The sequence below is a fragment of the Vibrio wakamikoensis genome (assembly GCF_050337275.1).
Lineage (GTDB): Bacteria > Pseudomonadota > Gammaproteobacteria > Enterobacterales > Vibrionaceae > Vibrio > Vibrio chaetopteri.
This window is the reverse complement of the sequence record NZ_JAKJST010000001.1, coordinates 19,365-31,924: the sequence shown is the minus strand read 5'-3', so window position 1 is coordinate 31,924 and position 12,560 is coordinate 19,365. Positions and strand designations below refer to the sequence as shown.

Sequence of the window (12,560 nt, the reverse complement as noted above, 5' to 3'; positions counted from 1 at the left end):
TAGTCGCGCGCCTGCGTAGGCAAGGGTCTACTCATAGCACGCACCAAGCCTCAGGAAGATTCCTGCCTGCGCAGGAATGACGCACGCTATAGAGTCACCACGATCAAAATTATCGTCACCCCACTAGCCGCGCGCCTGCGTAGGCAGGGGTCTACTCAAAGCGCGCACCAAGCCTCAAGAAGATTCCTGCCTGCGCAGGAATGACGCACGCTATAGAGTCACCACGATCAAAATTATCGTCATCCCAAAGCTATCGTCACCCCACTAGCCGCGCGCCTGCGTAGGCAGGGGTCTACGCAAAGCGCGCACCAAGCCTCAGGAAGGTTCCTGCCTGCGCAGGAATGACGGGAGTGGTGGGCATATCACGTTAAAATTATTACAGTGTGTGATGCCATGACCGCCCAATAAAAAAGAGGGTCATCTAGACCCTCTTTCGTTAAATACGTTTCGTGTTCGCCACAACCTTAAGCCATATAACTATCTGGCAACTCAATACGCGCAACACCCGATTCTACTGCCGCTTTCGCGACCGCTTTAGCTACGCGAGGTAACAAACGCGGATCCATCGGTTTTGGAATGATGTAGTCTTTACCAAACGTCAACGATTCAACGCCTGCAGCATCGAGTACTTCTTGTGGTACCGGCTCTTTCGCTAGCTCACGAATCGCATCTACCGCAGCCAGTTTCATCTCATCATTAATCTCACTCGCACGCACATCTAGCGCGCCACGGAAGATAAACGGGAAACACAGCACGTTGTTAACTTGGTTTGGATAGTCTGAACGACCCGTACCCATAATCAGGTCATCACGAACCTGGTGTGCAAGCTCCGGTTTAATTTCTGGATCTGGGTTTGAACAAGCAAACACAATTGGCTTGTCCGCCATCAGCTTAAGTGCGTCTGGTGGCAGCAAATCAGGACCCGATACACCAAGGAATAGATCCGCACCTTCAATTACATCTTCTAGCGTGCGCTTGTCGGTGTTGTTGGCAAACAGCTCTTTATACTCGTTAAGATCATCACGACGCGTGTGGATCACACCTTTGCGATCCAGCATGTAGATCTTCTCACGCATTGCACCGCATTTGATCAAAAGCTCCATGCAAGCGATCGCCGCAGCACCAGCACCTAAGCAGACAATGGTCGCTTCCTTAAGATCTTTACCCTGCAGCTCAATCGCATTGAGCATACCTGCTGCGGTAACAATCGCAGTACCGTGTTGGTCATCGTGGAATACAGGCACATCACAACGCTCAATTAGGCGACGCTCAATTTCGAAACAGTCAGGCGCTTTAATATCTTCTAGGTTAATACCGCCAAACGTATCTGAGATGTTGGCAACCGTGTCGACGAACTCATCGATCGTGCGGTGTTTGACTTCGATATCAATAGAGTCCAAACCAGCAAAGCGCTTAAACAGCAGGGCTTTGCCTTCCATTACGGGTTTAGAGGCCATTGGCCCTAGGTTACCAAGACCTAAAATAGCGGTGCCGTTAGAGATCACCGCAACCATATTGCCCTTTGCGGTGTACTTATAAACGTTCTCAGCATTTTGCGCGATTTCACGTACTGGCTCAGCCACACCTGGGCTATAAGCCAATGCTAGGTCGGCAGCAGAGTTAGCGGGTTTAGTTAACGCTATTTCAATTTTTCCAGGGACGGGGTTGGCATGGTAATCAAGCGCTTGTTGGCGAAATTCGTCGATTTGATGATCATCGGACATGGTTAGCGATCCTGCATTTTTGAGACTGAATGGTATTGTTTTTTATGAGTATAAACCCGTTAATTTTTATTAGCTTTGCTTCTAAAGGGTTACATACACAGAGTGGGTACATTTGAACGGAGAGGAGGTATCTCAGATGTTCAATACTCTGGCAAAGTTATACTTTACAAAAACAATACTACGCGACTTCATCACGGTTTTGAATGGATGGACGAAATGAAAGCAGGAAAAAATTGGAAGTGAGTGCCAAAATCACTGAACTAAGATTGACACACAAAATGGACGAAACTGTCGCCTCAGAAATGCAAAAAGGACGCCGAAGCGTCCTTTTTTAATCTGCAAAAGTAATAATTACTTCTTGCTAGATAGAGCACCGAAACGCTTGTTAAAGCGATCAACACGGCCGCCAGTATCAACGATACGTTGCTTACCAGTGTAGAATGGGTGGCACTTGTCACATACGTCTAGGTGGATAGAATCTTTACCTAGAGTAGAGTTGAATTCGAATGTGTTGCCGCAAGAGCAAGTTGCTGTTACAGCTTTGTATTCTGGGTGGATACCAGCTTTCATGGGAAACCTCAATAATTTAGGCCGTGTCGCCATCCGATTCTAAGCCGGACACCACACGTAGTTAATAGATAGTCGATACCATCGCTTTGCATTCCAATAAGAAAGCAAGAAGCCATGCCATCAAGGCGCAGTATAGTAAAGAATAGTGCCAAGGGAATCAACTAAAATTGCGACTTTTTTCGCCACCTTCGGTGAGTCTGCGCCGATAAATTGATTCCACAGTCTATACAAGGCAGCCTATACCGTTAGAATAGACCTCTTCTTTATCAATACCGACCTCATTATGCGCCCAAATGTCGCTCGCGTGGCTTTACCCGTACCACTCGACAAACAGTTTGACTACCTAGTTCCAGCCCACCTATTTCCTGTGGTCGGCGGACGTGTGTCTGTCCCTTTTGGACCAAAGACCCTGGTCGGTATTGTGATAGCGTTCAGCCACGAATCTGAATTCCCGATAGAAAAACTTAAGCCAATAAAAGCGGCGCTCGACAGCTCACCTGTCTGGTCTAAACCGCTGTTTGATCTTATCTCATGGTGCAGCCTTTATTACCAATATCCGCTTGGGGACACGTTAAGTAACGCCCTACCCGCAGCACTGCGCAAAGGGAAACCCGCAGAGTTTGCAGCGACTGTTGAATGGCACATCACAGAATCGGGGAAAAATCAGCTCATCTCTGGTTTCGGTCGCGCAGTAAAGCAAGCCAAAGTCATGAGCATGCTCGAGTCAGGTCCGTGCTCGCATCAAACTTTCGTCGATAGTGATGTGAGTACAAGTGTGCTTAAAACACTCACGGAAAAAGGCTGGATCGCATCAATCGAGAAACAGACAAAGTCCACCACTTGGCCTGAGGCGATCTGTAACGATCCGCTTGATCTTCGCTTAAACGCCGAACAAGCCGTGGCTATTGCTTCGGTCAATAGCCAGAACGAGTTTGGCTGCTATCTGCTTGAAGGGGTCACCGGTTCAGGCAAAACCGAAGTCTACCTACAGATGATTAAGCCCGTGTTAGAGCGTGGCAAGCAAGCTTTGGTTCTCGTGCCGGAAATTGGCCTCACGCCACAGACTATCAACCGCTTTCGCAAACGCTTTAATGTGCCGATTGAAGTCATCCACTCTGGGCTTAATGACACCGAGCGCCTAAATGCTTGGTTAAGTGCACGCGATAAGGTCGCAGGCATTGTTATTGGCACCCGCTCGGCGCTGCTGACACCGTTTGCCGATCTCGGCATCATTATTGTCGATGAAGAGCACGATACGTCCTACAAACAGCAAGATAGCCTTCGTTATCATGCTCGCGATGTGGCTGTGATGCGCGCTAACAAAGAGCAGATCCCAATCATCTTAGGATCCGCAACGCCATGTATCGAAACGCTGCAAAACGCACTCGCAGGAAAGTATCATCATTTGATTCTCAGTCAGCGCGCAGGACTCGCCGTTCCGACCACAAACAAGGTGATTGATGTCAAAGGTCAGTTTCTCGAAGCTGGACTCTCGGCACCACTTATCGCTGAGCTACGCCGCCATTTAGAGGCGGGCAACCAAGTCATGTTGTTCTTGAACCGACGAGGATTTAGCCCAGCCCTAATGTGTCACGAATGTGGCTGGACTGCTGAGTGTCACCGCTGCGATGCGTACTACACCTATCACCAATCAAGCAATGAAATTCGCTGCCACCATTGTGGCTCGCAGCGCCCGATTGTGCATCAGTGTGAAGGCTGTGGATCGCATCAACTGGTCACTGTAGGCGTGGGGACTGAGCAGTTAGAGGCTCAGCTTGAGAGCTTATTTCCCGAATACAATACTATTCGTATCGACCGCGATAGCACTAGGCGCAAAGGCAGCCTAGAAGCCGCATTGGACGCTATCAAGAAGAATGAATATCAAATTTTGATTGGCACCCAAATGCTCGCCAAGGGACACCACTTCCCCAATGTGACGCTTGTGGCGCTGTTGGATGTCGATGGTTCACTGTATAGCAGTGACTTTAGAGCCTCAGAAAGGCTCGCCCAGCTCTTCATCCAAGTCGCTGGTCGCGCAGGTCGTGCCAGTAAGCCAGGCGAAGTACTGCTACAAACTCACCACCCAGAACATCCATTGCTGCAAAGCTTGCTGCATAAAGACTATCGCCACTTTGCCGAAACAGTCATTGACGAGCGTAAGCTAGCCAAGTTGCCGCCATTTAGCTTTTTGACTTTGGTTCGCGCCGAAGCCAACAACAGTAATGAAGTCGAGAACTTCCTAAGGCAAGTACGCTACTCATTAGAAGCACATCCGCTCTTTGATAACGCTTGCATGGTACTGGGTCCAACCCCAGCCCCCATAGCAAAACGCGCAGGAAAAGCGCGATGGCAACTGGTGCTGCAAGTACCGAGTCGCCCACAAATGCAGAAGATCATCAGCGCGGCCAAACCTGTCATTGCTCAATTGCCTTTGGCAAAAAAAGTGCGCTGGTCACTGGATGTAGAGCCGCAAGACCTCAGCTAGATACCCATTCTTAACCTAACACACCAAGCAAAATGGTTACTGACAAAAAAATAAGCGGCGTTAGTTGTGATATGCTTCACAATTGTTTTGCAAAATCTGTTAATCAGGCCGTAACTTTCATTCGAGAAATGAATAATATTTAGTATTGGTTCATGATTGTAAAAATAGATCTTATAAATCTATTTACTAGATAAATGAATCATTTAACACAGGAATAACCCACAGGGAAAGATAACAATAAATAATAGACCTTCCCTATAGGTTCAGACATACAGAGAGAGGACACACGTTTATGGCGACAATGAAGGATGTTGCCCAGCTTGCAGGCGTCTCAACGGCTACGGTTTCGAGAGCTTTGATGAACCCAGAAAAAGTGTCATCTTCTACGCGTAAACGTGTTGAAGATGCTGTTTTGGAAGCTGGTTATTCTCCCAATTCACTCGCACGCAATCTTCGCAGAAATGAATCCAAAACCATAGTGACGATTGTTCCCGACATTTGCGACCCGTATTTTTCCGAGATCATTCGTGGTATTGAAGATGCCGCAATGGAACATGGTTACCTAGTGTTACTGGGTGATAGTGGTCAGTCGAAAAAACGTGAAACCTCTTTTGTAAATCTCGTGTTTACTAAACAGGCCGACGGTATGCTGCTACTCGGTACTGACCTACCGTTTGATATCAGCAAGCCTGAGCAAAAAAACTTACCACCTATTGTGATGGCATGTGAATTTGCACCAGAGCTTGAGCTACCAACGGTTCACATTGATAACCTCACCTCAGCGTTTGAGGCGGTTAACTACCTTTCGAATTTAGGCCATAAGCGCATCGCACAAATCGCCGGTCCTGACACAGCATTCCTGTGCCGTTTTAGACAGCAAGGCTACCAACAAGCACTGCGCCGAGCTGGCCTGCCGATGAATCCAGCTTACACGGTTAAAGGTGACTTTACATTTGAAGCTGGCGCGCGATTGGTTCGTACCCTACTTGCCCTACCTGAACCACCAACCGCAATATTCTGTCACAACGATGTGATGGCGATTGGCGCAATGCAGGAAGCGAAGAAGCTTGGTCTGCGAGTTCCCCAAGACTTATCTGTAGTGGGCTTTGATGACATTCAATTTGCTCAATACTGCGATCCACCGTTAACCACCGTCTCTCAGCCACGATATGAGATTGGTCGCCAAGCGATGTATATGATGCTTGAAGTACTCAAAGGCGCGGACGTTCGCGCAGGCTCTCGCTTATTGGATACCGAACTTGTGATCCGCGACAGTGCGGCTCCTCCAAGAATCTTGTAGTTGGCACGATACTGACTTGCAACTTGACCTCGCGGTATTTACCATGAGGTCAGTGAGTTATTTCAATCAGAACCAATCTAAGTGGCAAACCGAGACTATGTAAGACGGGGCAAAGGCACCAGTCGTCGCCCTGCAAAAAAGAGAACTTCCGGTAAGAAACCCTGGCGCAGTGGCTTGCTAGCGATTTTGCTCGCCAGTGGGTTTGGTTACGGGTTGTACCTACTAAGTAACGACCCAGAGCCAGCCAAGCCCGCTCCTGTGACCACCAAACCAGCACCTAAGCCGAAACCAAAGCCGGCGAAACCAATCCCACCGCCACCTGAAGAAAAGTGGGACTATGTGGAAACCTTGCCAAAGCGTGAGGTTGAGGTAAAAGCCAAAGAGCAAGTGGTTTCTAAGATCCCTTACATCATGCAGTGCGGCGCATACAAAACGCTAGCACAGGCGGAAGCTCGTAAGTTGGACATTGCCTTCCAAGGCATCTCAAGCCAAATTCGCAAGAAAGAAAACAGCAGCTGGTTTAGAGTCGTACTGGGTCCTTACAAGCTTAAACGCGATGCCGAGCGCGAAAAGCACAAGCTACAGCGCGCTAAAATTGAGCCTTGCGCTATTTGGAAAGAAGCGCAGTAAGCTCTGAAGCTCGCCAACAAAAAACAACCAATAATCAGCCTCTCATAACAGGGGCTGATTTCGTTTACATTCCCGAAAAGCTCTTCCCCTTGAATTCCATTCCTCGCGTCCACATATCCATTCCATAACCAAATTAAAACCAATAAGAGGCAAACGTCGTGACTACTATTGTATCTGTACGTCGTAACAACAAAGTCGTGATCGCGGGTGATGGACAAGTATCGCTGGGCAACACCGTAATGAAAGGCAATGCCCGTAAGGTTCGTAGACTCTACAACAACCAAGTACTCGCAGGTTTTGCTGGCGGTACGGCTGACGCGTTTACTCTGTTTGAGCGCTTTGAAAGCAAGCTGCAAATGCACCAAGGCCACCTAACCAAAGCGGCGGTTGAGCTTGCGAAAGACTGGCGTAGCGACCGTGCACTTCGCAAACTAGAAGCGCTACTGGCGGTAGCGGATGAAACCGCTTCACTGATTATCACCGGTAACGGTGATGTGGTTCAGCCAGAGAATGACCTCATTGCGATTGGCTCTGGTGGTAACTTTGCTCAAGCGGCAGCGACGGCACTGCTCGAGAACACAGAATTAGATGCGCGCGAGATCGCAGAGAAAGCACTTAAGATTGCTGGCGATATTTGTGTGTTCACCAACCATCACCACACTATTGAAGAACTAGAAAGCGACGCGACAGAAAACAAGTAAGGTCGCCTCGGTAAATAAATGTCTCAGGCTGCTAACAAAATGCGTCATCCCCGCGTAGGCGGGGATCTACTGTTAGCACGCACCAAGCCTTGAGTAGATTCCTGTCTGCACAGGAATGACGTGCTTTTAAGCATGACACTGACACTAACTAGGTCATGAGTCTAATTTCCAACTGGCACACATTGGTGCCAGAAGTTTTGTAAGGAATTAATTATGTCTGAGATGACTCCTCGCGAGATTGTTCATGAGTTAAACCGCCATATCATTGGCCAAGACAAAGCTAAGCGCTCTGTTGCTATCGCGCTGCGAAACCGCTGGCGCCGCATGCAGCTCGAAGAGAGCTTACGTGTAGAAGTTTCACCAAAGAACATCTTAATGATCGGTCCAACGGGTGTGGGTAAAACCGAGATCGCACGCCGCTTAGCGAAACTTGCTAATGCTCCGTTCATCAAGGTAGAAGCCACCAAGTTCACAGAGGTGGGATACGTAGGTAAAGAAGTAGAAACCATCATCCGTGATCTGACAGACGTTGCGATCAAGATGACCCACCAGCAAGCGATGGAAAAAGTGAAATTCCGCGCTGAAGAGCAAGCGGAAGAGCGCATTCTTGACGCTCTGCTTCCACCAGCACGTGATGCTTGGGGTCAAAACGAGCAGCCTACTGACGACGCTTCTTCCAATACTCGTCAAATCTTCCGTAAGAAACTGCGCGAAGGCAAACTTGATGACAAAGAGATCGACATCGAAACAGCAGCGCCTCAAATGGGCGTAGAAATCATGTCACCTCCTGGTATGGAAGAGATGACGAATCAGCTGCAAAGCATGTTCCAGAACCTTGGCGGTGACACCAAGAAGAAGCGTAAGCTAAAAATTAAAGATGCTCTCAAAGCCCTTGTGGAAGAAGAAGCCGCTAAACTGGTCAATCAAGAAGAGCTAAAAGAGCAAGCAATTTACAACGTTGAAAACAACGGCATCGTGTTTATCGATGAGATCGATAAAATCTGTAAGCGTGGTGAAGCATCAGGTCCAGACGTATCACGCGAAGGCGTGCAGCGCGATCTACTGCCATTGATTGAAGGCAGCACGGTCTCAACCAAGCATGGCATGGTAAAAACAGACCACATCCTGTTTATTACCTCTGGTGCGTTCCAAGTAGCGAAGCCATCGGACCTTATCCCTGAACTACAAGGCCGCCTGCCAATTCGAGTTGAGCTAGAAGCCCTAAGCAGCGATGACTTTAAACGCATCCTAACCGAACCAAAAGCATCACTGACAGAGCAATACATCGCGCTGATGAAGACGGAAGAAGTCGATGTTGAATTCACCACCGACGGCATCCAACAGATCGCGGATGCGGCGTGGACAGTCAACGAAACTACCGAGAACATCGGTGCGCGTCGCCTTCATACTGTGATGGAGCGCCTGATGGATGAGATTTCATTTGAAGCCACTGACAAGCCTGGCTCGAAGCTCGTGATTGACTCTGGCTATGTGAAATCGAAGTTAGGTGAGTTTGTTGAAGATGAAGATTTGAGTCGCTTTATTCTTTAAAGAGTGTACTCAAATTATCGCCACGACTGAAATTATCGTCACCCTTAAAATTATCGTCACCCCTGCGCAGGCAGGGGTCTACTCAAAGCGGTATTGACCGGGCTCATAGGTAACAGTTCTAACCGGGCACATGGGTAACAAGTGCTAATGTGTAAGCTTCGAAGAGGAGAAGCTTATGCCATGGGAAGAGACTTGCATCATGAGCCAAAGAGAACTTTTCATTGAAGATTGGCTTAGCCATCGATTTTCTATTAGCGAGCTGTGCCAGCGTTATGGCATAGCTCGTAAAACAGGCTACAAATGGATCAACCGTTTCCGCGAGCAAGGAATGACTGGTTTAGCTGACTTGAGTCGAGCTAGACATACCCATTCCAATCAAACGCCGGACTGGATTGTGAAACGGATACTTGATTTAAAGGTTCGTTATCCAAACTGGGGGCCTGTTAAAATACACTCCGCCCTCTATCGTTCTAACCATACTCAACATTGGCCTGCGCCAAGTACCATTGGTGAAATCCTTAAGCGCCACAATCTTGTAAGACCCAAGAGAAGAAGGCTGACGACGCCACCTCAAACTCAGCCTCTTGCTCATGCGATAGAGCCAAATGATGTTTGGAGTGCCGACTTTAAAGGTCAGTTTAAAATGGGCAACGATAGGTGGTGCTATCCACTCACTCTCACGGATAATTTCAGCCGTATGCTCCTGGTGTGTAAAGGACTCTACAACACCAAACTGCCCCCTGTACAAAGTGCTTATGAAGCCGCTTTTCGCGAGTATGGCTTACCTAGAATGATTCGAACAGACAATGGCTGGCCATTTGCCTGTGTAACCTTAGGAGGGCTAACCCCGCTATCAATCTGGCTCGTTCGTCTTGGTATCTATCCAGAAAGAATTAAGGCTGGATGCCCACAACAGAATGGTCGGCACGAAAGGATGCATAGGACCTTGAAGGCTGAAGTAGCCAAACCACCGAAGGGCAACCTATCGGCTCAGCAACGTGCTCTCAATCACTTTAAGTTGCAATACAATGAAGAGCGTCCTCATCAATCTCTTGGATTAGGGAAATGTCCTGCTGATGTTTATAGAAAGTCTCCTCGACCATTCCCCAATCAATTACCTCCGCTGGAATACCCTAGCGAACATGAAGTCAGAAAGGTGAAATGTGGCGGCTATATTAAACTTAACGGGCAAGCCATTTACGTCACGAGAAGACTATTAGGTGAGTACGTTAGTTTGGAATATATCGACAATCGATGTTGGTTGCTTCGATTTGGAGAAATGAGATTAGGGATTGTAGATGAAGTTGTTGGAAAAGTAATTCGGCCAACATAGGGTGTTACCTATGTGGCCGGTTTAAAGTGTTACCTATGTGACCATCAGTACAGGCTTGGTGCGCGCTTGAAGAAGATCCCTGCCTGCGTAGGTGCACGGCCAGTGGGATGACGGCTATATTTGGGCAGGAAGAGGAGATTTAGTGCTTATACCTAAACGTATTACTATCATCAATCACATCAATCTTAACCGGTAAAGTACCAGCATTAATGTTACCAATCTGGTCAAACGACTTTCGTGAAAGATCAATAACACGACCTTTCACAAAGGGACCACGGTCATTGATTTTCACATCGACAGTTTTGCCATTATTGGTATTCGTCACCCTAACGATGGTGCCAAACGGTAACGTTTTATGAGCCGCAGTATAGGCTCTCATGTTATATCGCTCGCCACTTGCGGTGCGCTTGCCATGGTATTTGCTTCCATACCACGATGCTTGGCCAACAAGCTCATGAGAACGGGCATAGCTGCTGGTTTTTGCATTGTCGACGGACGCGGTTCAAGAACAACCAGCTAAGATAGTTAGAACAAGAGCGATAAAAGCGAGGTTGAGTTTTTTCATGTTGTTTAAATATGAGGTTATTAATTTAGTCGGATTGAATTTTAATTATTGCTGATTTTGAGAAAAACTGGGTTTTGACAACGTCATAGTTAGGAAAGAACTTAGAAGTGAGTAGGTTACAATCAAAGCCAGATGAGATTGAAGCCTTCATAAAACTGTTACCAAGCTGTCGTATCTTGTTCATCTATACGCCTTTGGACTAGGTCACAACAATGAAAACCCTCACTCAGCTTGCGAAAATCAAAACCACCATAAGAGATCAAATCTCAGGAAACATAATGCAGGCTGGGCAGAAGCTACCTTCTGAGCGTGAGTTGAGTGAACTCTTCTCAACCACTCGAATTACCATTAAAGACGCCCTTACCTCCCTTGAAACCGAAGGTTTGATCTATCGAGAAGAGCGTCGTGGCTGGTATGTTTCACCGCAGCGTATCCGCTATAACCCACTGTCACGCAATCACTTTCATCAGATGATTCGCGATCAAGACCGAATTGCTGAAACTAAGCTGGTGAATGTTAGAACTGAGATGGCAAGTGGTGAATACGCAAAGGCGCTGTCGGTTGACACGATTACACCGATTCATGTCATAGAGCGACTGCGATACATCGATGGACGTGTAGTGCTGTTTGTGGAGAATTGCCTGATTGCTTCGCTATTCCCCGACATCTTGGATAAAAACCTAACCATGTCACTCACACAGTGCTACCAAGAAACGTATGGCTACGAGACAGGGCGTTCTCACTTCGACGTCATTCCAACATCAGCGCCTAGCCATGTCGCCAAAGCCCTCAATTTGGCAGAAGGACAACCTGTTCTAAAGATATGCCGTGTGAACTACAAGCAAGATGGTATGTTGATGGATTGCGAGTTTGAGTATTGGCGACCTGATGCCATGATGATCTGCATCGGCAGCGAGTCTCAGTAGTTGATTCATTTGAAGTGTCGGAAGGCATAGGAAACTAGCCTTTTCAAGCAATTATTGGACTATAGAAAGCTACAGTTTGATCACTTTCTGAAACGTTTTTGGACAGAAATGATTTACGATCACTGAGCTAAGCCGTTTCTATCAGATTAGAAAAAGCATCTTGAATCCTTAATCGTTTGTTATATGGGGATTACTATAAAACAGTAGCGATCCAATCTTCACCTTCCTTTCTCACGACTGCACTTCGGAGAATGGGGTCAATGCCAGCAATTTTTGAACGCCCCTTAGCGTCATGTCCACCATGAATCATATTAAAAACCTGATAGCTGTATCCTCGTTCTTCAACTAGCGCAATATGCTTCAATGCTTGTTTATAGCCTGAAGCTTCACGTTCTTCACCTTTCCACCGCTCACGAAGAATAACAACATTACACTCATCAATATAAGCATTATTCCAAGCACCAAAAGCGATGATTTTTTTATCATGATTTACGAATGACCACGACCATAGCCAGTTAGCACAAGAAAACCCCTCATCTTCCATAAATCGTTTACGGCTTACATCGCTCTCTGGTACTAGTTTTCGATAAAGTACAGTATCGTTGCGCTCTGAATATTTGATAATTTGAGACATTAAATTACGACCTTGCTCACTATCCTGCTTTTCGGCATTCTTATACAACACTAGTAACTTATTAGATTTAAAATCTCCGTTAGATATACGCTCAGAGATTTTTTTATATACATCTTGATTCATTATCAACCCTCAAATGTC

Annotated in this window: 10 protein-coding genes and 1 pseudogene; 7 read left to right on the top strand and 4 right to left on the bottom strand. The window is 47.1% G+C overall.

The genetic code is table 11. The annotated features are described in order from the left end of the window. Positions 1 to 464: 464 nt before the first annotated feature. Both L4C42_RS00115 and rpmE read right to left on the bottom strand, forming a co-directional pair. Positions 465 to 1,724: a malic enzyme-like NAD(P)-binding protein gene (locus L4C42_RS00115; RefSeq protein WP_429758834.1), complete on the bottom strand. Its 1,260-nt coding sequence runs from the start codon at positions 1,722 to 1,724 to the stop codon at positions 465 to 467. A gap of 351 nt (positions 1,725 to 2,075) precedes the next feature. Next, positions 2,076 to 2,294 (bottom strand): 50S ribosomal protein L31, encoded by a 219-nt coding sequence (gene rpmE / locus L4C42_RS00110; RefSeq protein ID WP_006071169.1) that lies wholly within the window; start codon positions 2,292 to 2,294, stop codon positions 2,076 to 2,078. 283 nt (positions 2,295 to 2,577) lie between these two features. On the opposite strand from rpmE, the gene priA reads away from it, so the two are divergent. The 6 genes from priA (at position 2,578) to L4C42_RS00080 (ending at position 10,294) form a co-directional block, all read left to right on the top strand. After that, positions 2,578 to 4,779, top strand: a complete 2,202-nt coding sequence (gene priA, locus L4C42_RS00105) for a primosomal protein N' (protein WP_353497698.1) — start codon at positions 2,578 to 2,580, stop codon at positions 4,777 to 4,779. A 292-nt stretch (positions 4,780 to 5,071) separates the two neighbouring features. Continuing rightward, positions 5,072 to 6,079 (top strand): DNA-binding transcriptional regulator CytR, encoded by a 1,008-nt coding sequence (gene cytR, locus L4C42_RS00100; protein WP_112461353.1) that lies wholly within the window; start codon positions 5,072 to 5,074, stop codon positions 6,077 to 6,079. 81 nt (positions 6,080 to 6,160) lie between these two features. After that, positions 6,161 to 6,709 (top strand): SPOR domain-containing protein, encoded by a 549-nt coding sequence (locus tag L4C42_RS00095; protein WP_353497697.1) that lies wholly within the window; start codon positions 6,161 to 6,163, stop codon positions 6,707 to 6,709. Positions 6,710 to 6,867: 158 nt separating this feature from the next. Next, a complete protein-coding gene (gene hslV, locus L4C42_RS00090; RefSeq protein WP_353497696.1) occupies positions 6,868 to 7,410 on the top strand; it encodes an ATP-dependent protease subunit HslV in 543 nt (180 codons plus the stop codon). Between the two features lie 213 nt (positions 7,411 to 7,623). Then, entirely contained in the window at positions 7,624 to 8,961 is a 1,338-nt protein-coding gene (gene hslU / locus L4C42_RS00085) for an ATP-dependent protease ATPase subunit HslU (protein ID WP_353497695.1), read from the top strand. 175 nt (positions 8,962 to 9,136) lie between these two features. Beyond that, the gene (locus L4C42_RS00080; RefSeq protein WP_429758829.1) at positions 9,137 to 10,294 is read left to right on the top strand and encodes an integrase core domain-containing protein; all 1,158 of its coding nucleotides are present in this window, start codon (positions 9,137 to 9,139) and stop codon (positions 10,292 to 10,294) included. Positions 10,295 to 10,433: 139 nt separating this feature from the next. On the opposite strand, the pseudogene L4C42_RS00075 reads toward L4C42_RS00080, so the two are convergent. After that, a pseudogene (locus L4C42_RS00075) lies at positions 10,434 to 10,859 on the bottom strand (septal ring lytic transglycosylase RlpA family protein). Between the two features lie 212 nt (positions 10,860 to 11,071). On the opposite strand from L4C42_RS00075, the gene L4C42_RS00070 reads away from it, so the two are divergent. Beyond that, a complete protein-coding gene (locus tag L4C42_RS00070; RefSeq protein WP_353500057.1) occupies positions 11,072 to 11,785 on the top strand; it encodes a UTRA domain-containing protein in 714 nt (237 codons plus the stop codon). 193 nt (positions 11,786 to 11,978) lie between these two features. Here the strand turns inward: L4C42_RS00070 and L4C42_RS00065 are convergent, their stop codons facing one another. Further along, on the bottom strand, positions 11,979 to 12,542 hold the full coding sequence (locus L4C42_RS00065; RefSeq protein WP_429758827.1) for a hypothetical protein: 564 nt from the start codon (positions 12,540 to 12,542) through the stop codon (positions 11,979 to 11,981). Positions 12,543 to 12,560: the final 18 nt, after the last annotated feature.